Annotated in this window: 19 protein-coding genes and 1 riboswitch; of the genes, 9 read left to right on the top strand and 10 right to left on the bottom strand. The window is 47.0% G+C overall.

What is annotated here, in order from left to right; all coding sequences use genetic code 11:
• Positions 1 to 46: 46 nt before the first annotated feature.
• A complete protein-coding gene (gene ribB / locus AC6R00_RS06025) occupies positions 47 to 703 on the bottom strand; it encodes a 3,4-dihydroxy-2-butanone-4-phosphate synthase (RefSeq protein ID WP_171803372.1) in 657 nt (218 codons plus the stop codon).
• A gap of 119 nt (positions 704 to 822) precedes the next feature.
• Positions 823 to 970, bottom strand: a riboswitch (FMN riboswitch).
• A 202-nt stretch (positions 971 to 1,172) separates the two neighbouring features.
• Between ribB and AC6R00_RS06020 the strand changes: the two genes are divergently transcribed.
• Both AC6R00_RS06020 and AC6R00_RS06015 read left to right on the top strand, forming a co-directional pair.
• Positions 1,173 to 1,562 carry a VOC family protein gene (locus tag AC6R00_RS06020; protein WP_500639674.1) on the top strand — a complete coding sequence of 130 codons (390 nt, stop codon included), beginning with the start codon at positions 1,173 to 1,175 and terminating at the stop codon, positions 1,560 to 1,562.
• Between the two features lie 2 nt (positions 1,563 to 1,564).
• Positions 1,565 to 1,993, top strand: coding sequence for a hypothetical protein (locus tag AC6R00_RS06015; protein WP_500639673.1), 429 nt, complete (start codon positions 1,565 to 1,567; stop codon positions 1,991 to 1,993).
• 66 nt (positions 1,994 to 2,059) lie between these two features.
• On the opposite strand, the gene AC6R00_RS06010 is transcribed toward AC6R00_RS06015, so the two are convergent.
• The 4 genes from AC6R00_RS06010 to AC6R00_RS05995 all read right to left on the bottom strand — a co-directional run bounded on the left by AC6R00_RS06010 (position 2,060) and on the right by AC6R00_RS05995 (position 5,940).
• Complete coding sequence (locus AC6R00_RS06010; RefSeq protein ID WP_500639672.1) at positions 2,060 to 2,746, bottom strand: COG3650 family protein; 687 nt, start codon at positions 2,744 to 2,746, stop codon at positions 2,060 to 2,062.
• Positions 2,747 to 2,882: 136 nt separating this feature from the next.
• The gene (locus AC6R00_RS06005; protein ID WP_500639671.1) at positions 2,883 to 4,268 is read right to left on the bottom strand and encodes a TRAP transporter large permease; all 1,386 of its coding nucleotides are present in this window, start codon (positions 4,266 to 4,268) and stop codon (positions 2,883 to 2,885) included.
• Positions 4,255 to 4,812, bottom strand: a complete 558-nt coding sequence (locus AC6R00_RS06000) for a TRAP transporter small permease subunit (protein ID WP_054961033.1) — start codon at positions 4,810 to 4,812, stop codon at positions 4,255 to 4,257. The genes AC6R00_RS06005 and AC6R00_RS06000 overlap by 14 nt, the downstream gene beginning before the upstream one ends.
• A 54-nt stretch (positions 4,813 to 4,866) precedes the next feature.
• The gene (locus tag AC6R00_RS05995) at positions 4,867 to 5,940 is read right to left on the bottom strand and encodes a TRAP transporter substrate-binding protein (RefSeq protein WP_049844748.1); all 1,074 of its coding nucleotides are present in this window, start codon (positions 5,938 to 5,940) and stop codon (positions 4,867 to 4,869) included.
• Between the two features lie 215 nt (positions 5,941 to 6,155).
• On the opposite strand from AC6R00_RS05995, the gene AC6R00_RS05990 reads away from it, so the two are divergent.
• The 6 genes from AC6R00_RS05990 to AC6R00_RS05965 all read left to right on the top strand — a co-directional run bounded on the left by AC6R00_RS05990 (position 6,156) and on the right by AC6R00_RS05965 (position 12,874).
• Positions 6,156 to 7,541, top strand: a complete 1,386-nt coding sequence (locus AC6R00_RS05990) for a cache domain-containing protein (protein ID WP_500639670.1) — start codon at positions 6,156 to 6,158, stop codon at positions 7,539 to 7,541.
• Positions 7,538 to 8,170, top strand: coding sequence for a response regulator (locus AC6R00_RS05985; RefSeq protein ID WP_500639669.1), 633 nt, complete (start codon positions 7,538 to 7,540; stop codon positions 8,168 to 8,170). The genes AC6R00_RS05990 and AC6R00_RS05985 overlap by 4 nt, the downstream gene beginning before the upstream one ends.
• A complete protein-coding gene (locus AC6R00_RS05980; RefSeq protein ID WP_500639668.1) occupies positions 8,167 to 9,114 on the top strand; it encodes a LysR family transcriptional regulator in 948 nt (315 codons plus the stop codon). Before AC6R00_RS05985 ends, AC6R00_RS05980 begins: the two co-directional genes overlap by 4 nt.
• A 117-nt stretch (positions 9,115 to 9,231) precedes the next feature.
• On the top strand, positions 9,232 to 10,806 hold the full coding sequence (locus tag AC6R00_RS05975; RefSeq protein WP_500639667.1) for an acyl CoA:acetate/3-ketoacid CoA transferase: 1,575 nt from the start codon (positions 9,232 to 9,234) through the stop codon (positions 10,804 to 10,806).
• Between the two features lie 120 nt (positions 10,807 to 10,926).
• Entirely contained in the window at positions 10,927 to 11,661 is a 735-nt protein-coding gene (gene fabG / locus AC6R00_RS05970; protein WP_500639666.1) for a 3-oxoacyl-ACP reductase FabG, read from the top strand.
• Between the two features lies 1 nt (position 11,662).
• On the top strand, positions 11,663 to 12,874 hold the full coding sequence (locus AC6R00_RS05965) for an acetyl-CoA C-acyltransferase (RefSeq protein WP_494503876.1): 1,212 nt from the start codon (positions 11,663 to 11,665) through the stop codon (positions 12,872 to 12,874).
• 11 nt (positions 12,875 to 12,885) lie between these two features.
• Here the strand turns inward: AC6R00_RS05965 and AC6R00_RS05960 are convergent, their stop codons facing one another.
• Entirely contained in the window at positions 12,886 to 13,368 is a 483-nt protein-coding gene (locus AC6R00_RS05960) for a DUF2938 domain-containing protein (protein ID WP_500639665.1), read from the bottom strand.
• Positions 13,369 to 13,457: 89 nt separating this feature from the next.
• Between AC6R00_RS05960 and AC6R00_RS05955 the strand changes: the two genes are divergently transcribed.
• The gene (locus AC6R00_RS05955) at positions 13,458 to 13,847 is read left to right on the top strand and encodes a helix-turn-helix domain-containing protein (protein ID WP_500639664.1); all 390 of its coding nucleotides are present in this window, start codon (positions 13,458 to 13,460) and stop codon (positions 13,845 to 13,847) included.
• Positions 13,848 to 13,956: 109 nt separating this feature from the next.
• Here the strand turns inward: AC6R00_RS05955 and AC6R00_RS05950 are convergent, their stop codons facing one another.
• From AC6R00_RS05950 to fdhF, 4 genes are all read right to left on the bottom strand, one after another.
• Positions 13,957 to 14,445, bottom strand: coding sequence for a 2-thiouracil desulfurase family protein (locus AC6R00_RS05950; protein WP_500639663.1), 489 nt, complete (start codon positions 14,443 to 14,445; stop codon positions 13,957 to 13,959).
• Between the two features lie 13 nt (positions 14,446 to 14,458).
• Positions 14,459 to 14,800, bottom strand: a complete 342-nt coding sequence (locus tag AC6R00_RS05945; RefSeq protein ID WP_500639662.1) for a hypothetical protein — start codon at positions 14,798 to 14,800, stop codon at positions 14,459 to 14,461.
• A 126-nt stretch (positions 14,801 to 14,926) separates the two neighbouring features.
• On the bottom strand, positions 14,927 to 15,277 hold the full coding sequence (locus AC6R00_RS05940) for a cupin domain-containing protein (protein WP_500639661.1): 351 nt from the start codon (positions 15,275 to 15,277) through the stop codon (positions 14,927 to 14,929).
• Between the two features lie 193 nt (positions 15,278 to 15,470).
• Entirely contained in the window at positions 15,471 to 19,682 is a 4,212-nt protein-coding gene (fdhF, locus tag AC6R00_RS05935) for a formate dehydrogenase subunit alpha (RefSeq protein ID WP_500639660.1), read from the bottom strand.
• Between the last annotated feature and the right edge of the window lie 169 nt (positions 19,683 to 19,851).

The following is a 19,851-nucleotide window of genomic DNA, read 5'->3' as shown; positions in this document are numbered from 1 at the left end:
GTCTCAATCAAAAAAGCCAAGTGCTAAAGCACTTGGCTTTATCTCATTAAGCAAGTTTTTGCTCAAACTGTTGGCGGTACATCACCATATCTTCAATGGTCAGTACTGGCATATTGTGTAGCTTACCAAAGGCGACGATTTCTGGCGTTTTCGCCATGCTACCGTCTGGGTTGGTCACTTCGCAAAGTACGCCTGCTGGCTGAAGACCAGCCATCTGCATTAGGTCGATTGTGCCTTCAGTATGACCACGGCGAGTCAGAACGCCACCTTTGCGCGCACGCAGTGGGAAGACATGACCAGGTCTCGCTAAGTCTGAAGGTTGCGCTGTTGGGTTTGCAGCAGTCTTGATAGTCGTCACGCGGTCTTGAGCTGAAACGCCTGTCGTCACCCCAACTTTCGCTTCAATTGAAACGGTAAACGCAGTTTGGTTTGCGCTGTTGTTGTTTTCTACCATTGGGGTTAGTTCAAGGCGGTCAGCTTGCTCTTCTGGAAGGCATAAACATACGATACCGCTGCATTCGCGAATCATTAACGCCATTTGCTGTGTTGTGAGTGATTCAACTGAATAGATAATGTCGCCTTCATTTTCACGATCTTCATCGTCAAGCAAAAGCACGCCACGTCCCTCTTTAAGGGCAACAAGTGCGTTTTCAACACGAGTAATTGGTTCGCCGAATTCGGCAAGTAGAGATGACTGATTCATGGTTAACTCCTAAATATCACCAGAATCAGGGCATACATGAGCACTGAGGTATAAACCCCAGCCAAAACGAAATGCACCACGACACGCTTAGATCAACCGATCTTTGCATGATGGTGTGTTTTCATTCTCTCTCATCCGGACTATAACCGTCGGCTCTGGGTTTTCACCAGATCTGCTGACCTCGACGTATCGAGCGCTCGCGGGCTCACCCTAAACTCTGAAGGGAATACCGCCGGTGGGGAATTTCGCCCCGCCCTGAGAATAAATAAACGTTTGCTTAAATAGCGCAGAGATTGTATCGGTTTTGACAGGGAAATCAATATCGTGCCGAGAAAGCTAAGATTTAAGCGTTTAGTTTTCAAGCAGAAAAGGAAGTGATAATGGGAAATTTTTGCCTCAAATCTCATCTCTTTTTTACCTTCTCGTTCGCCTTTAATCTGATATTTATCGAGACTAAAGGGGCAAAGTGATGAAAATCGAACATATCGCAATCTGGACAAAACAACTTGAAGTACTTAAAGAGTTTTACATTAAGTACTTTAATGCGACGGCCAATGAAAAGTACCATAACCCAAGCAAGAAATTCTCTTCGTACTTTCTATCCTTTGATAGCGGTTGTCGACTAGAGCTAATGGAGATGGCAGGGGTTCCAGAATCAAAAGATGATTTGTATGAACAGTTTACGGGCTTGATTCATTTTGCGATTTCATTGGGGAGCGAACAGGCTGTCGACGAGTTAACGGCTCGCTTAGTCGCGGATGGGTATGAGAGGGTTGACGGTCCAAGGCATACTGGCGATGGGTACTATGAAAGCTGTGTGTTTGACCCAGATGGTAATCGACTAGAACTAACGGTATAGAGATGGATAAAGATAAGGTTTTACTGCAACTATTTAATCGGGAAGCTGAGCAGCAAGCCTTGGTGAATAAAGAAGCCTTATCACCAACGCAAATGCAGAGTAGTGAGTATCTACATTGGCTTGAAGGTAAGCGTGAACTTACGCTTGACGATGTTGCGGGCAATCATTGGATTAAGACCTGTACTGGTGGCTACATTACCGAAGTCGTTTTTCACTGTGATGGTACTCTAGACGAGTATCGATTGTTTGACCGTTTCCAAACTACGGGGAAGTGGAAATTGAAAGAGGGGCTCGTCTCGGTAGAGATCTACAAAGGGGAGAATACCTACAGTTTTTGCATTGTCGGTAACGCAGAGATCAATATTCATTCTGCGGTAGAACACAAGAATGGCGAGATTCACTCCTATCTTAAGCTGTCGCAGATTAAATAGGGAAACCTTTACTGGTTAGTTGTCCCTATTTAGGGCTACCAAGCAACCTTGGTAGCCATGTTTGGCTTATTTAACTGGCTTGGTATGAACATCCACTTCGCCAGTCGTTTGATTTACTGTTGCATGATAGGTGAAGTCGGGATCACCGTAGTGCTTGAAGGTGAAGCGAAACTCTTCGGCAGGTGCCCAAATCTCGACATCATAAACCGCTTCAATATCGTAACCATCTTGCTGGTAAAGCTCTGTTGCCATGACTTTTTCCATAGCACTTTGTCGCTGTGACTCTAGATCTGCCACTGGCTCTACGGACGGGTTACTTGGATAAGACTCGCCGTTGAAGCTCATCAGTCGGTATGCGCCATTACTCCAAACGATAAAGTCTTGCCAGCCATTGCGGTAGCTATCAGCGAGTAAGATTGGCGTATCGGTGACCGTCATGTTGTGAATTATGTTGCCCGCATTATCGAAGATGGTCGCGCTACAGCCGCCGCTGCCACAAAAGTAAGGATCTTGAATTAGAACAAAATACTCGGGATTACCATCGCTGTTTAAGTCCGCTTTCCCTGATAGATATTCGACATTATCACTGGCTAGCGAGAGTCCTTCTGGGGCTAAGATCTGTGAGTCTACCCATCCTGCAATCTGGGCATCAGCATTTTTATCGGCCGCATTTTCGATGTCGCCAGTTGATGAGCAGCCAAACAAAGATAGTGAGCCTGAGATTAATGCTGTGGCAATGAGTTTGTTTTTCATCCAAGTTGTCTCTGTAGTGTGTTGTAGCGTCTAGTATACGCGCTCTTAGCATTTTGAATGAATGTTTTGATATCAAATAAAAAGCCAACTCAAACAAATGAGCTGGCTTTTGGACTACTATACTTCGCTAACAAGGTTAACCGTATGCAACACTCGGGAACCAAAGAACTAACTGCGGCCAAACAACCAAACAGATAAGTGCGACCAACTGAATGGCGATAAACGGAATAACGCCGCGGTAGATATCTTTTAGTGCGACACCCTCTGGGCAAACCCCTTTCAAGTAGAACAACGCAAAGCCAACCGGTGGTGTTAGGAAGCTCGTTTGCAGTGCCATAGCAACCAGCATCACGAACCAAACCAAGCTTGGGTTATCCACCACACCGTGACCATCCAGTTCAATTCCTAGGCTTGCGATGACTGGTGCAAGTAGCGGCAGCGCAATCAGGGTGATTTCAATCCAATCAAGGAAGAAGCCAAGCAGGAAGACGATCATCAAGATGAAAGCGATAATGCCATAAGGACCAAACGGTAAGCCGCTTAAGAATGACTCAATGAGCTCATCTCCACCTAGCTCTCGCAGCACTAAAGCAAAACACGAAGCGCCTAAGAAGATCATAAAGATGTAAGCCGTAGTGCCGTAAGAAGCCAGTAACACCTCTTTCAGTACTTTGAGGTTAAGCTTCTTATTGTAAGCCGCGAGCATCGTCGCCCCCATTGCTCCAATGCCAGACGCTTCAGTTGGCGTAGCCACTCCAGCGAATATAGAGCCCAGTACACAGAAAATGAGCATAACGGTTGGCGTGATGTCTTTGAAAACTTGCAGAATCAAGCTCCAATCGACGGGCTCGACGTCTTCTGGTACAGGCGCTTTGTCTGGGTTCATTCTACCTACAACCAATATGTAGATAATGTACAAGCTACCTAGTAGCAAGCCCGGCATGATGGCACCCATAAACAAGTCACCAACTGAGAGACCAAGCTGATCCGCCATGATCACGAGCATAATGGATGGGGGAAGTAAAATACCCAGCGTCCCTGCCGATGCGACGGTGCCAAGAGCAAGAGGTAGATGATAGCCCTGACGCATCATGCTTGGCAGTGACATCACGGTTAACAGCACCACAGAGGCACCGATGATCCCGGTAGAAGCAGCTAAGATGATACCAATTGCCATCACAGTAATGGCTAAGCCGCCGTGTACCTTACCAAACAGAGCCTGCATTGAAGCCATGAGCTTTTCTGCGATTCCTGATTTATCGAGCATGTTACCCATGAAGATAAACATAGGCAGGGCAACCAAGATCCAGTTGTCCATGATCTTGTAGATACGGTTAACCACCAACCCTAAACTGGTGTAATCGAGGCCAGTAAAAGTATCGAGATAGACATCCGCGAAGTACCCCACTGCTGCAAACACAACGCCAATACCGCCAAGTACGTACGCAACTGGAATGCCGGTAAACAGTAACAGGATAAACGAGCCAAACATGGCGATCACAATCCATTCATTCGCTTCCATGATTTGCTCCTTTTGATTGTTCGCCGCCAAACAAAGTTTCTAAATTGCGCAGAATTCTCGCTAGCATCGACAGAAGTAACATCGTAAAACTGAGTGGGATAACGCTTTTGATAAGCCAGCGATAAGGCAGTCCGGATGGGGACGCAGAACTTTCATTCACGCGCCAAGACTCATAAGCGAAATCATAAGAGTGAAGAATCACAATCACGACGAAAGGTATCGCAAGCAGGGTTAGCCCAAACAGATCGACGAGTGCTTTTTTACGTTCCGAGAACTTGTGATAAAACAGATCGACACGTACATGTAAGTTGGATATTTGCGCGTAAGCGGTACCAAACATTACCGCCGTTGCATACAGGTGCCATTGCAACTCTTCAAGCGCGATTTGACCATTGGAGAAAACTTTTCTCAGCACTACCTGAATGATGATCACTGCAACTAGGGCTAGGTTCGTCCAAGCCAAGGCCTTACTTGCGGTAGTGATTAAGCGTTCAATGTGGCAGTACATAGGGACCGTCGGGGTTGAATACAACACTTTGCTCATTGGTTACTCCTTACAACCATGGCCGACGTTTTCACGTCGACCTTTTACGCAAGCTTATTGGCTTTGGGTTTCACGAGGTAAGAAGCCGTTTGCTGCCCATAGCGCGTATCCTTCACGGAAGGTGCTTAGGTCACTCCAGACTTTATCGAAGAATGGGTCGGCGGCTTTTTTCTCATCAACCACTTCTAGCCAAGTATTCTCAAACAGGCTGAGCATTTCCTTGTTCCAGTAACGGATTTCTACGCCGTTTTCCTTAGCTTTTTCCATCGCAGCAAATTGCAGTGCTTCACCTTCTGCAATCGAGTAGGTCATGGTTGCCATACAAGTGGTTTCAACCGCAGCTTGCTGAGTGTCACTCATCTTGTTCCACGTATCTTTGTTGATCAGCAGCTCGAATACGGTCGATTGTTGGTGCCAGCCCGGGAAGTAGTTGTACTTAGCCACTTTGTGGAAACCTAAACGTTGGTCAATGGCAGGCTGAGAGAATTCTGAAGCATCAATCGCCCCCTTCTCTAGAGCGCCGAAGATCTCACCGCCGGGTAGTTGAACCGTACCAACACCAAGTTTTTCCATCACCGATGCGCCAAGGCCGAAGAAGCGCATGTTAAGACCTTTTAGATCCTCTGGCTTCTCGATAGGCTTACGGAACCAACCCGATGTTTCCGGGGAAATGATCGCACAAGGCATCACTTTTACGTTGTAGCCACCTTGGTCATACATCTCTTGATAGAGCTTTAGACCGTTGCCGAAGAACAGCCACGCCATGTATTCCCCCGCTTCTGGGCCAAATGGTACTGCTGAGAAAAGTGCGGATGCAGGAAGCTTACCTTGCCAGTAACCAGCAGTTGAATAGCCTGAGTTGACCTTACCTGTAGATACTGCGTCTAAGATCTCAGCTGGATTGACCAATTTACCTGGCTCATAGATCTTCATTTTGATCGTACCGCCCGAGGTTTTGGTGATGTGATCGGCGTACCATTGAATCGGTGTACCGAGAGCGGGTAAGTGGCTACCAAAAGCGATTGGGGTTTTCAGTAGTACCTTTTTATCTGCGGCTTGAGCGCTGATAGAAAGACCTGAAGCCGCAAGAGTGAGTGCAGTAGCGATGGCAACTTTCTTAAGGTTCATGGGGGGTGTCTCCTTGTTAAGCTGAGTTCCTTGTCAATATTGAGAAATGTGAACATCGCGTAGTAATTTGTGTTAACGCAATGTTACATTTGAGCTTAAGTTTAGAGAGGGGATTTATTGCTCTCTATTGGGAAAATTGCGCAAATTTAGTCGGTATTAAGTGCAATTTTCCGAATAAAGTTTTAGTAAAACTACGTACAAGCATGGATGGCGAAATGGGATTTGTAAGTAACAGAAGGCTGACACTCAACATCATTCTACTATCGATAGTTCCATTAATTATCGTAGTGGTGATTGTTGCTAGCATCCTATTTAGTCAAGCAAAACAGCTAGTTGAAGAGCAGGTCGCCTTGACCCGAAATAATGTCCTGGCGGTCAAGAAGCAAGAATTAAAACAGTACGTAGAAATGGCAGTCAAAAGTATCGAGCCTTACTACCTAGATGACTCGTTAACTGAGGAGCTCGCCAAGCAAATTGTTGCCGAAAAGTTGAGCAGCCTCACATATGGCAGTGATGGTTATTTCTTTGCCTATACCTGGGAAGGCGATGCGCTCGTGTTGCCATATCAAACAGATAGAATAGGCAAGAACTGGTGGAACGTCGAAGATGTTCAAGGAAAAAAACTGCTGCAAGAGCTCATCCAAGCGGGAAAAAGCGGTGGCGGTTTTGTCGATTACTTATGGCACAAGCCATCGAAGAAAGAACCACTACCTAAGCTGAGCTATGCGGTCTCGCTTGATAAATGGCAGTGGATGGTGGGGACAGGGGTCTATCTCGACGATATTGAGCGACAAGTCGAGCATATGCAAAACGGCTTTGACCAGAATGTTGGCAAAACCAGTACCGCCTTGTTTGGTTTAGTGTTTGTTGCCGTATCTGTCATTGCTGCTTTGGGTGCCTCGCTTAACCTAAATGTTCGTCGTTTAGCGAATCAACAGTTAAGCGTATTGAATCAACAGATTATCGATTCGCAAGAGAATGAACGTCGCCGCGTATCGCGAGAGCTGCATGATGGCGTCAATCAGTTGTTGGTCGCCGCTAAATACCGTTTAGACAATGTTTCCCAAGAAGCGAATGAAGAGAAAAAAGAACTTGAACTCGATGCGAGTAAAAACGCGATGGAGCAGGCGATTGTTGAATTAAGAAGAATTTCGCGTGATTTACGCCCACCGCAGCTGGATGACTTAGGGCTGGTGGCGGGGATTGAAGCCTATATAAACGAGCTAAGGGAGCGTACGCAGTTAGAGCTCGTGTTCGAACACGATATAGATGGAGAAGAGTTTTTACCAGAAGTAGAAACAACCTTGTATCGGGTTGTGCAAGAGGCACTGCATAACGTCGAAAAACACGCCAATGCACAAGGTGTCGACGTGATTATGCAAAGAGAAGGCAGAATGTTGATTTTAACCGTCAGTGACGACGGAGTCGGTATTCCGGCCAAGAAACTAAAATCAGGAAAGCGCAAACAACCTATATTTGAACATATGGGATTGCAGAATATGAAGGAAAGGATTCAGGCGATTGGTGGCACATTTGCCGTAACCAGTGAGCAGGGACAAGGTACAGAAGTACGAGTGAGCTTAAACATGGAGTTTGTATGATTAGACTTGTATTAGCCGACGATCATCGTTTGATGCAGGACGGGCTAAAGTCGCGACTTGAAAGGGAAGACAACCTAGATATTCTCGCTTGTGTGGGAACAGGTATCGATGCACTCGACACCACACTGTCACTTAAGCCCGATGTGTTGTTGCTTGATATCAATATGCCGGGTCTCAATGGGATTGAAGTCTTAGAGAAGCTCGAAAAAAGCCATTCACGCACGGCAGTGATTATGTTGTCGATGCACGATAGCCGTGACTATGTCGTTCGCTCTGTCAAAGCAGGGGCGAAAGGGTATGTGCTCAAAGATGTGGGTTCTGAAGAGTTGGTCATGGCAATCAACCAAGTGGCGCAAGGGCGTTCTTATTTGTGTCCTCAGGCATCAGATCGATTGCTTGAGCAGATAAACGATAAGCCAGAGCCAAAAGACGATACGCTAACTAACCGCGAGTCAGATGTGCTGAAGGCGATTGTTAATGGCGCGTGCAATAAAGATATTGCCGACTTGCTTCATATCAGTGTTCGTACGGTAGAAACGCATCGACTCCGAATCAAAAAGAAGCTCGGCGCTACATCAACAGCCGCGTTGGTCAAACTCGCTCTGCAAAAAGGCTTGGTGAGTGAATGACAACGAATCTGCTTTCAAGCCGACAGCCTATTCTGGATAAGATCGTCTTTTTTTGTGCCGTGATTCGATTCGGCTCTTTTCGTGAGGCGTCCATTCAACAGGGTATTTCTCCTGCGGCGGGCAGTCGGTGGGTTAAAGAGCTGGAAGAAGCGATGTCAGTCGAGCTGATTAAACGCAGTACGCGGCAGTTGAACGCCACTCAAGCAGGCCAACTACTCTATGAGCGCTTTTCTCCGCTGTTACCCGATATTCATAGCTTGTGTGAAGAGGTGCAAAATCTAGCGGAAGAGCAGCGTGGTGAAATAAAGCTTTCTTCCACCCCCTTATTTGCACGTCAATATTTGACCAAGATTGTCGCTGAGTATATTGAAATGCACCCTCAGGTGAACTTTAAGATCTTTATTGAGGCCGGAGAGTTTGATCCACTCAGTATCGACTTTGCGTTTCGTGCCAGTGCCAGTTATGACGGTGAGCCAGAACGAGATTCGTTACTTGTGCGTAAGCGGCTGCTGCGTGAGCCTTTATATTTATGTGCTTCTCCCCAATACCTCGCTAAACATGGTATGCCAGAAAACCCCAATGAGCTTGGTCAGCATCGTTGCCTATATGCGCGAACCTTGGTTGGAGGCAACCGATGGTGTTTTGAGCGTGATGGAGAAACGGAGATAGCCACCATTCAAGACACACTAGAGTGTGACAACAGCGAAATGCTGCTTGATCTTGCCCTAGAAAATGCTGGGATTGCTTACCTACCTCATTCCTTGGTGAGCAAGCAGATTCAAGATGGCGAGCTGCAACACATCATGCAAGATTACCAGTGCGCGAGTTTTGATATCGACCTGTTTTTCCGCCCAAGAACGCCAATGCCAGAACGTTGTCTCGGCTTTAAACAGTACCTCTATCAGAGGGTCGAAGAGATCTGTGTCGCTCACTCCCCTAGCTAAAAACTATTCCTAATATGAAATTCACAATCTCTATTTGTGCAATTAACAACAGCGCCGACAGGAACTAAGCTGATTTGGTAGAAAGAAACTTGGGCAGAGACAACAAGGAAGGTTGAAGTGGTCGCAAAGCTTACGCCAGAACAGGCAGCGCAATGGATTAATGACGGTGATTCAGTATTACTCGGGGGGTTCATTGGCAGTGTCGTGCCTGAAGCCATTGAAAGAGCCATTGGGGAGCGTTTTACTCACACTCAGCAACCGAAAGATCTTACTCTGATTTTTGCTGCAGGGCAGGGCGATGGGCGAGGTCGCGCTGTTAATCATCTTGCGAAACAAGGTCTAGTGAAACAAGCCATTGGTGGGCACTGGGGATTAGTCCCTAAGCTACAACAGTTAGCGGTCGACAACCTAGTTCAAGGCTACAACCTTCCTCAAGGTATTATTTCTCACTTATTACGTGACACCGCAGCAGGTAAGCCGGGCACGATTAGCAAAGTCGGGTTAGGTACGTTTGTCGACCCGAGAATCGAAGGGGGGAAGATCAACTCAGCAACCACGCAGCAGTGGGTAGAGGTGATTGATCTGCTCGGAGAAGAACACCTGTTCTATCACAAACTACCCGTCAATGTTTCCATATTGCGAGGTACCACAGCCGATGAGAACGGCAACATCACTATGGAAGATGAGTGCCTAATTGTTGAAAGCTTAGCGGCGGCGCAAGCAGCAAAGAACAACGGAGGTAAAGTGATTGTTCAGGTGAAACGTGTCGTCGAAGCCGGAACGCTCGATCCACATGCGGTGAAGATCCCCGGTATTTTTGTTGACGCTGTGGTTGTGTGCCAAGATGACGCAGAGCATATGCAAACCTTCGCCACCATGATGAATCCTGAGTTTGTGGGAATCCCAACTCCTCAAGAGCAAGCAACACCTTGTGATTCTAACCAACCTACTAAGCTTGATGCGAAAACCATTATTGCCCGCCGCGCCGCGATGGAGCTAGAAGCTAACTCTATTTTAAATTTAGGGATTGGTGCTCCTGAATATATCGCACAAGTCGCGCAGCAAGCGGGGGTTTTGGAGCATTTCACTTTAACGGTTGAGCCGGGCGCCGTGGGTGGAACGCCGCAAAGTGGATTGGATTTTGGTGCCTCTCGTCTACCACAAGCCATCATCAGCCAAGATCAGATGTTCGATTTCTACGATGGTGGCGGCGTCGACCAAGCCTTTCTTGGCTTAGCCCAATGTGACCAAAGCGGTAATATTAATGTCTCTCGTTTTGGGAGCAAAATTGCAGGTTGTGGTGGTTTCATCAATATCACGCAGAACGCGAAGAAGGTCTACTTTTGCGGCACTTTTACCGCACAAGGTTTACAAGTTGAGGTAAATCACCAAGCTTTGACTATTATTCAGGAAGGTCGACAGAAAAAGCTCATTAACCAAGTAGAACAAATTACGTTTAGTGCTAAGCAAGCCATTATGAGTAACAAGCCTGTTCTGTACATCACCGAAAGAGCGGTGTTTCGCTTAACGGAGAATGGATTAGAGCTAATAGAAATAGCTCCGGGTATGGATTTAGAGCGAGACATCTTGCAGCACATGGATTTCGCTCCTGTCGTCAGTTCGTCATTAAAATTTATGGATACTGCAATCTTTGACACGCAGTTTCGACTCAAAATTAGTAAAGATGAATAGTGGTTCAATCGTTCATCAACTTCCAATCAAGGCAGACACCGATAATTCGGTAGGCGAAGTGCGTTTGCGATTGATTGGTTTTACTCGTCAGTTTTTTATTTTGCCCATAAGGATTAAGACATGTTTGAGAACAAAATTTGTCTGGTAACAGGCGCAGCGCAAGGAATAGGTCGAGCAATCACTGAGAGATTCGCTCAAAACGGAGCAGAAAAGGTATACGCCTTAGATATGAATTCGGACGGATTAGCCGCGGCATTTTCTGATGTAGAAAATGTGCAAGCTGTTACGGTGAACATCTGCGACCGACAAGCAATTGCTGAGCTGGTGGAGTCAATTAAACAACAAGACTCGCACGTAGATGTGTTAGTGAATAACGCAGGCGTGACCCGAGACGCACTGATCGACAAAATGACAGAGCAAGAATGGGACTTTGTACTAGACGTTAACCTAAAAGGTGTATTCAACCTGACTCAAGCCATCGCGCCGTTAATGATGGAAAACAACTACGGCTCGATTGTGACTATGTCTTCAGTAGTTGGGACCGACGGCAACATTGGGCAAACCAACTATGCGGCTACAAAAGGTGGGGTTATTGCCATGACAAAAGGGTGGGCGAAAGAGTTTGCTCGTAAAGGGGCTCAAGTTCGCGCCAACTGTGTAGCACCTGGCTTTATCGAAACGCCCATGACCGCTGATTTGCCGGAGAAAGTTCTCGATATGATGAAAGGCAAAACGCCACTTGGCCGTATGGGGACAACGGAAGATATCACCAATGGCGTCGAGTTTTTAGCCAGTGACAAATCAAGCTTTATCACTGGGCAAGTTCTTAAAATAGATGGTGGGTTGGTACTCTAAGATGACCGAGAAAGTCTATATTGTTGCTGCCAAGCGAACTCCGATTGGCAGCTTCCTTGGCGGGCTGAGCTCCCAATCTGCCGTTGAATTAGCGAGCTTAACCATTAAGAGTGCGCTTGCCCAAGCCGAACTTGCTCCGACCATGATTGATGAAGTGGTGGTGGGTAATGTGCTCGGTGCAGGTTTAGGGCAGGGGGTGGGTCGGCAAGCCGCTATTCACGCAGAGATACCTGTTACAACCCCTGCGTATACCTTGAACATGATCTGCGGCAGTGGCATGAAATCCATACTCAACGCCATAAACTCGGTACGAAGCGGTGACGCAAACCTTGTGGTTGCTGCAGGCACCGAAAGTATGAGTAATGCTCCTTTTGTGGTGGATGGGAAGTGTCGCCAAGGCAATAAAATGGGCGATATCTCCATGGTTGATACTATGCTCAAAGATGGCTTAACGGATGCTTTTGGCAGTTTTCATATGGGTATTACTGCTGAAAACATTGCCAAGCGCTATGAAATAAGCCGTGAGGAGCAAGACGCATTTGCCCTGCGCAGCCAATCAAGAGCCGAGCAGGCAATTAAGTCTGGTTGCTTTGAACAAGAAATCGTTCCTGTAGTGATTAAATCACGCAAAGGTGAAAGCGCTGTGAATCTTGATGAGCATCCGAGATTCGGTACGACCATAGAAAGCTTGTCTGGGCTTCGCGCGGCATTCGATAAGCAAGGGAGCGTAACGGCAGGTAATGCCTCCGGCTTAAATGATGGTGCGGTAGCCTTGATTGTTGCCAGTGAGCAAGCGGTTCAGCAACATGGGCTTGCTCCTTTGGTTGAGGTAGTGGCAACAGGGCAGGGTGGTGTTGAGCCTGATGTGATGGGATTAGGCCCAATCCCGGCGGTAAAACAGGCATTGCAACGCGCAGAGCTCGAGCTGAGTGATATTCAAAGGTTAGAGCTCAACGAAGCCTTCGCTTCGCAAGCCATTGGAGTGATGAAAGGGCTGTCTGAACAGCATCAAGTGCCTTACGATTGGTTTGAAGGTAAAACCAACGTCAATGGCGGAGCGATAGCCCTTGGGCATCCAATCGGTGCATCGGGTGGCCGAATTGTCACTACGCTGATCTATGAAATGATCCGCTCTAAAACTCAACTCGGTCTCGCCTCACTGTGTATCGGTGGTGGTATGGGTACTGCGTTGATTCTCAAGCGGGTTAGTTAAGCTTAACGTCTCTATAGCGTCACAAGCGCTGTTAGATACAGACCAAAGCCATATAAGCTATGCGCTAACAAACTTAACCCTCGTGCTTTCCATGGCGAGGGTGTTTTGGTTGCGGCAATACCAAATCCTAGACAAGGTTGGATGATCAAGAATGGAAACGCTAGGGTCACTATGCCTGTCGTGAGTGCAGGTACGATACTCGGATTCATCAGCCATGTTTCGCCCAAAACAAGTGTGTGGACCAACGCAAAAACGATACCAGTCAAATAATGTAGAGCCCAACCCAATAGCCTCTCTCCCTTGACGGGTGGCGTCGCCATAATCGGACGATGAACCCATTGTCCGTTTGGTATCAAACATACCCAACGCGCGACTAACGCGTAATCAAGAGGAGCAATGCCAAGCACACGCTTCTGAATTAACGCCCAAATATCCATGATCACCGTCGCGCCTATACCAACCCAAATCGCTTGTAGCCAAATTGATACTGCCATTTCGTTTTCCCTGTTGTAATTCGCTTTTAACCTGTTAGTTTTGAATCATGTTACAACTTGAAGTTAACTTTAAGTCAATGAGAATATTTATGGATATTGCAGTCGTTTCTAAAGAGTCAGGTTTGGCACCGTCCACGCTCAGGTATTATGAAAAGATTGGGCTGATTCGTTCGATTGGAAGAAATGGCTTACGTCGACAATACTCACCTAATATTTTGAATAAATTAAATATTATTTCACTGGGTCGGGCTGCGGGGTTATCGCTAGAGGAGATCGCATCCATGTTTGATGTCGACGATGAACTGGCCATTAACCGAAATTTGCTTACTCAAAAAGTGGAAGAAATTGATGAGAAAATCAAGAGGCTGGCAATCGTACGCGATAACCTTAACCACGTCGCGAACTGCCCTCAACCCTCTCATCTAGAGTGCCCATCTTTCCAAAAACTGATGAAGTCGGCTAAACGCTATTTGCCGTAAAGTGTGAATGGAGATGATGAAACGTCGAGGTACCAGATGATAGTAATGGGTATGCTGACAAGAATGCATTGTCGCTGATTTCCATCGAGTATTCTAATGTCGAAGCTCGCTAGCGAGCTCTCTTCAGTACGCTTCGAAGTCGGTCGATTGTATGTTGGCTGAACACCCTGATGCCGTTACGCTCCAACAAAGCCGCAGTTACACCAGATCCAGTGATTTTGGTGCCACTGAATGTTCCATCGTAAATCTTGGAACTACCACAAGAAGGGCTGCCCTCAGCTAGTACTGCATACTTTATTTGTTGTTGCTGGCAACTTTTCAAAGCATTTTCAGCGCCGACTACGAATTTAGTTGTGACATCAATACCATCATCACCAACAACATTGGCAGAGCCGCTAAGCACATCAATCCCTCTTCCGAAGATGATTTCAGCAGGCGCTCTTGGAGTGGGAAGGCCAGCCGACACTTCAGGACAAAATATCACCAGCTCTACATTTGATTGAAGCCAATTGAAATCGGATTCAGGTATGGATAAACAACTGGCGTTGTATCGAACTTTATTGCCAACCAAACAGGAACTAACTAAAACTTTCTCCAACTGAGATTCCTTTTTATGTGCATATCTGCGCTTTATTGATTTGCAGCCAGAATGATTCTTGGCACTGATTTGTAAAGTGTTTTTTCTTGGGGGTTATGTTTAGAGTGATCGGTTGCTCAGTGACTTCGTATGAAATCCAGCATTCCTCACAGACTGTATCCGAGTCATGATCTGACAGCTCTCGTTCGGTTAACTTTCTTACACCGACACCGTTGTTAAACGTTACGAGTAGTTCACTGTGTTCTATAAGTAATCCGTCTTCTTCGGTAGTCTGTTGTGTATGTACTCTCTCAATTATCGATAGGCCGTCAAGCTCTTCTTTCATTGCTGATACATACGTGAACAAATTATTCATTACATCTGCCTCTTTGAAGCTATAATCGTCCAACCATAAAACCAGTAAATTGATTGTCATCACCAACTTAGCTGAACGAAAAAAGCCGAGCGTTTGGAATCCGTTTAAACGTTTTGCAATTGCTATTTACTTTAGACTTGCTTGAATTATTAACAGCTCAATTTCATTGCTCGATGTGTTTACCAAACCATGTGTGCCAAAACGTTTGTTAACTATCATATCTCCTGAAGACACTTTTCTTTCCTTACCTTCGATGGTCATAGTGCCTTCACCTTTCAAAATGATATACATTTCTTCATCGTCTCCATGAGTATGTTCGCCCATAGAGCTTCCCGGCGGCATAACGACACGAATAGCGAAATCCCATGCACCGTCGAAATCTTTACGCTTGAACGCACGATAAATGTCTATTGAGCCTTCTCCGTCATGGCTATTTTCATCCACTTCTTTTTCGCAAGTGTAAAAGTTACTTATCATTTTTTCGAATTCCTTTCTGATTATTTTCCGTAAATTTGCAAAGCGCTAAAACTACTGTTGGGAGAGTATTTCTACTACAACTCGTATTTAATATTCACCAATCTATTTTATATCGTATCATGTTGGGGTTAGACGGATAAACATAAAGAGCCAACCTTCCGGCTGACTCTCTTTCCTTATCTAAAACGGCTAGCTAGGCATGGTTATCTGCGGTGTCTAGCGACTCAACTCTTACAGCTGCGACCTTAAACTCTGGGATCTTAGCGTGCGGGTCGGTGGCTGTGGTGGTGAGCCTGTTTACGGGCGACTCGACGAAGTGGAAAGGAATAAAGATCACTCCTTTCTGGATTCGTTTGGTAACAAACGCATCGATCTCTATCTCTCCTCTTCGGGTCGAGACTTTCAATCTTTGACCATTTGAAATCCCCAACGCTTCGGCGTCTTGTACACTGATCATCGCTCTTGGCCCAGCAAGCTTGTCGAGCCCTTTGGTTTTACGAGTCATGGTTCCGGTGTGGAACTGTTCTAACACTCGGCCTGTGGTAAGCACGAGCGGGAACTCTTCATCAGGCAGTTCGGCTGCGTAGCGGAATGGAACTCCAACCATCTGCCCTTTACCTCGAGTGAATTGGGTTTGGTGCATGATGCGTGTGCCGTTCGGGTTGTTCTTGTTGCTCGGCCACTGGACACCTTCTGGCGTAATGTTATCCCACTTGAGGCCAGCATATTGTGGCGTGACGCGGGTGATTTCCGCTGTTATGTCAGCGACAGTTTGATAGTGCCAGTCACTGCCCAATGCATTGGCGATTTGTTGGATGATCCACCAGTCCTCTTTTGCTTCTCCCGGAGCGTTGACTGCGGCGTTGACTCGCTGCACGCGACGTTCTGTATTGGTGAAGTGACCAGATTTCTCGGCAAACGAGCATGAAGGTAAAACCACATCTGCGTATTGGGCTGTCTCAGTTAAGAAGATGTCCTGCACCACTAAGAAGTCGAGCGTTTCTAACCCTTCAATTACATGGGCTTGGTTCGGGTCACTCAATACTGGGTTCTCACCCATAATGTACAAGCCGCGCACATCACGTTGGCATGCGCCATCAATGATCTCGGTGAGTGTTAACCCGGGTTCTGCTGGCAGGTCAGGTGCGTTCCAGTCAATAGAGAACTTTTGGCGTATCATTGGGTTATACACCTTTTGATAGCCAGGGTAGTTGTTTGGTAGTGCACCCATATCACAGGCCCCTTGAACATTAGACTGACCGCGTAGTGGGTTGATGCCACCACCTTCAATACCAATGTTGCCGCACAAAAGCTGCAGGTTGGCGATTGAGCGAACGTTGTCGTGCCCCGTTGTATGTTGGGTAATGCCCATAGAGTAGTAAACAGCGGTACGTTTGGCCGTGCCTATGGTGCGCGCCATGGCAAAGATGTCTTCAGCGCTGACGCCAGTGACTAGCTCAACTTTATCTAAGGCGTAAGCAGGGGACATCACTTCTTGAAGTAAGGTATCGAAGCCATCCACACGCTCTTCTATGTACTCTTGATCGTACCAACCGTTTTTAATGATCTGCTGCATCACCCCGTTTAACAGCATGACATCTGTCCCCGGTCTATGGGCGAGGTACAGCTCAGCATGATCGACCATATCAATCCGCTTTGGATCGGCGACGATCAGTCGAGCGCCATGATGACGAATCGCCTGTTTGATATGCGAAGCGATGATCGGATGCGCAGACGTGGTGTCTGAGCCTATGATGAAGATAACATCCGAATGTTTGATGCTGGGTATGTCGTTGGTCATTGCACCACTGCCTAACGAGGCTTCAAGACCGGTAACGCTAGAGGCATGACACAAGCGCGCGCAGTGATCGACGTTGTTAGTGCCAAGCTCACGACGGATAAACTTTTGGAATGCATAGTTATCTTCGTTGGTGGTTTTTGCTGACGAGAAACCTGCCAACGCATTGCCGCCGAAGTCTTGCTTAATCGCAGAGAACTTCTTCGCGACTAAATCAATCGCTTCTTGCCACGTTGCGGGTTGCAACCAGCCATCTTTGCGGATGAGAGGTGTTGTTAGCCTTGATTCATCATTGATAAAGTCGAAGCCGAAACGGCCTTTGACGCACAGCATGCCTTGGTTAACGGGAGATTCTGCACCTTTTACGTAGCGTATTTGATTGCTCGCCTCGTCGACATGCATGGTGAGCTTGCAGCCAACCCCGCAATAAGTACAAATGGTATCCACTTGTTTAAGTTGTTCGCTGCGACCTTGAGAGCGATCTCGGCTATCGACCATAGCGCCTGTCGGGCAGGCTTGCACACACGCTCCGCATTGCACGCAGTTGGAGTCACCCATGAGTAAATGACCATTTCTCGCTGAGCCAAAATGCGGTCTATCATCGGGGCGGAGGGCAGGACGTCCTTTCTCATCGTGAACAAAATTGAGAATGCCGTGAACGGCTTGTTCGCTACATGCCTGAATACACTGACCACAGCTGATACAGCGGTTAGCATCGAATTCGATAAACTGCGAACTACGGTCAACGCTGAACTTGTGTCTAGGATCTTTACTGCGCAGTGTTAACCAATCTTGATGAGATTTCACCTCCAGCGAAACTTTGAATTGCTGCTCGGCACCATATTCTGTTGAGTAGTCACGTAAATCACATTGGGTGTTGGCTTGGCAGCCACATTCAAGGCAGCGCAGTGCTTCTTGAATGGCGTCATCGTTATCGAAACCTAACTCGACTTCGGCAAAGCTCTGCTCACGTTGATCGGGAGTGAGCTCTGGCATAATGCTTCGCGCGACTTTTTCGATATGTTCGAAGTGAAGCGGATCAACTTGAGAGAGTTTCTGCTCTTTGCGTGAGTTGAACTCTGGTTTAGGCATATCTGTCATGTCGCCATTGAGGTATAAATCAATCGCTTTCGCAGCAATGCGGCCATCTCCCACGGCTTCTACAGCGGTAGCAGGGCCACGTCTGAAGTCACCAATGCTGAAAATATTGCCAGTGCCCGTGTGCATGGTGGCGTCATCTGTTTGCGCGGTATTCCAACGAGTCAATGGGATAGAGAGTGAATCGTTCTCCAAAAAGCTCAAATCAGGTTTTTGCGATACTGCGGCAATCACGGTATCAAACGCTTCAGTGAAGAACTCACCAGTGGCTTGTGGTCGACGACGCCCTGAAGAATCTGGAGCACCTAGCGCCATTTTCTCTAACCGAACTGAACTGACACGACCATTTGAGTCGGCAATGTTTTCAGCAGGATTGGTTAAGAATAAGAACTTCACACCTTCGTGTTCGGCTTCTTCAATCTCGTAGTCTTCGGCGGGCATCTCTTCGCGAGTACGGCGATAAATCAGGGTGGTATCTGCTCCGGCTCGGCGCGCTGTTCGAGCGCAATCTATCGCCGTGTTACCTCCGCCAATCACTGCGACCTTTTTGCCAGTGGTGTAGTGCTGCTCAGTGACATAATCTTTGAGGTAATCCACACCTAGGTAGCAGCCATCTAAATCACTGCCCGGGTAGTTCATTTCGACAGCGAGTGAGGCACCGACAGCAAGGCACACTGCGTCATAATCTTCGCTTAATTGAGACAGGCTAAAATTCTCACCCAGCTTCTGACTCGTTTTTACCACCATGCCGTTACGGCACATTAATTCGATCTCTTTGTCGAGAATCGCTTTAGGGAGTCGGTATTCAGGGATCCCATATCGAAGCCAGCCGCCAGCTTGAGGCATAGACTCGAATACAGTGACATCGTAACCTTCATTGGACAAGTAATAGCCTGCGGTTAGGCCACCCGGCCCACTTCCGACAATCGCAATGGAAAGGTTTTTGGCTGGTTTTTTCTCTGGTACATAAGATTCTTGCGCTGCAAGGTCAGCATCAGCAGCGTGACGTTTAAGTTGTCGAATGGCTATCGACTCATCAACCAATGAGCGGCGACATTCACTCTCACAGAATGCAGGGCAAACACGCCCAATTGAAAGCGGCATTGGCAGCGTCTTTTTGATCACTTCAATCGCTTTTTGATGATCGTTTTGTGCGATGAAATATAAGTAAGATTGTATATCGACACCCGCAGGGCAAGCAGTTTTGCATGGCGCTTCACAATCGGCGTAGTGATCTAGCATGATCCGGTTGAGTGCTTGCTTACGGTGGGCGCTGAGTTGCTCTGATTGGGTAATGACATTAAGCCCAGAATAGACTTCTAATTCACAAGCACGCTTTGTTCCGCCACTTTCGACTTCGACAACACATAAGTCACAAGGGACTTTTTGGTCAGATTTGTTCAGGCCACATAGTGAGGGGATGTCTACACCACACACTTTGGCCGCTTCTAGTAGGGTCGAGCCTTGCTCAACAATTCGATACTTTCCGTCTATTACGATTTCAATCATAAGACCCCCGCAGCAAAAATATAGCCACACATTCTATAAGGATAATATGTCGCAAGGAAAGTTCGTGTGACAAAAAACTCAATCTTTAGATATTTGTTGGATAAGGTGAGCTGTGCTTTCCCTGCAATTTTTCAATATGGGCGCTTTATCACTGCGGTTTGTTGATAAG

The organism is Vibrio sp. R10-SF1-ISO8, assembly GCF_059833805.1.
The sequence above is the reverse complement of the archived record's forward strand: the minus strand, read 5'-3'. Positions and strand labels throughout refer to the sequence as shown.

What these genes read in the sequence shown, in the direction of transcription:
- AC6R00_RS05980 (WP_500639668.1), top strand. Translation starts at nt 8,167, where the DNA reads ATGACAACGAATCTGCTTTCAAGCCGACAGCCTATTCTGGATAAGATC.
- AC6R00_RS05955 (WP_500639664.1), top strand. Translation starts at nt 13,458, where the DNA reads ATGGATATTGCAGTCGTTTCTAAAGAGTCAGGTTTGGCACCGTCCACG.
- AC6R00_RS06010 (WP_500639672.1), bottom strand. Translation starts at nt 2,746, where the DNA reads ATGAAAAACAAACTCATTGCCACAGCATTAATCTCAGGCTCACTATCT.
- AC6R00_RS06000 (WP_054961033.1), bottom strand. Translation starts at nt 4,812, where the DNA reads ATGAGCAAAGTGTTGTATTCAACCCCGACGGTCCCTATGTACTGCCAC.
- AC6R00_RS06005 (WP_500639671.1), bottom strand. Translation starts at nt 4,268, where the DNA reads ATGGAAGCGAATGAATGGATTGTGATCGCCATGTTTGGCTCGTTTATC.
- fdhF (WP_500639660.1), bottom strand. Translation starts at nt 19,682, where the DNA reads ATGATTGAAATCGTAATAGACGGAAAGTATCGAATTGTTGAGCAAGGC.
- AC6R00_RS06015 (WP_500639673.1), top strand. Translation starts at nt 1,565, where the DNA reads ATGGATAAAGATAAGGTTTTACTGCAACTATTTAATCGGGAAGCTGAG.
- AC6R00_RS05940 (WP_500639661.1), bottom strand. Translation starts at nt 15,277, where the DNA reads ATGATAAGTAACTTTTACACTTGCGAAAAAGAAGTGGATGAAAATAGC.
- AC6R00_RS05945 (WP_500639662.1), bottom strand. Translation starts at nt 14,800, where the DNA reads ATGAATAATTTGTTCACGTATGTATCAGCAATGAAAGAAGAGCTTGAC.
- AC6R00_RS05985 (WP_500639669.1), top strand. Translation starts at nt 7,538, where the DNA reads ATGATTAGACTTGTATTAGCCGACGATCATCGTTTGATGCAGGACGGG.
- fabG (WP_500639666.1), top strand. Translation starts at nt 10,927, where the DNA reads ATGTTTGAGAACAAAATTTGTCTGGTAACAGGCGCAGCGCAAGGAATA.
- AC6R00_RS06020 (WP_500639674.1), top strand. Translation starts at nt 1,173, where the DNA reads ATGAAAATCGAACATATCGCAATCTGGACAAAACAACTTGAAGTACTT.
- AC6R00_RS05990 (WP_500639670.1), top strand. Translation starts at nt 6,156, where the DNA reads ATGGGATTTGTAAGTAACAGAAGGCTGACACTCAACATCATTCTACTA.
- ribB (WP_171803372.1), bottom strand. Translation starts at nt 703, where the DNA reads ATGAATCAGTCATCTCTACTTGCCGAATTCGGCGAACCAATTACTCGT.
- AC6R00_RS05960 (WP_500639665.1), bottom strand. Translation starts at nt 13,368, where the DNA reads ATGGCAGTATCAATTTGGCTACAAGCGATTTGGGTTGGTATAGGCGCG.
- AC6R00_RS05965 (WP_494503876.1), top strand. Translation starts at nt 11,663, where the DNA reads ATGACCGAGAAAGTCTATATTGTTGCTGCCAAGCGAACTCCGATTGGC.
- AC6R00_RS05995 (WP_049844748.1), bottom strand. Translation starts at nt 5,940, where the DNA reads ATGAACCTTAAGAAAGTTGCCATCGCTACTGCACTCACTCTTGCGGCT.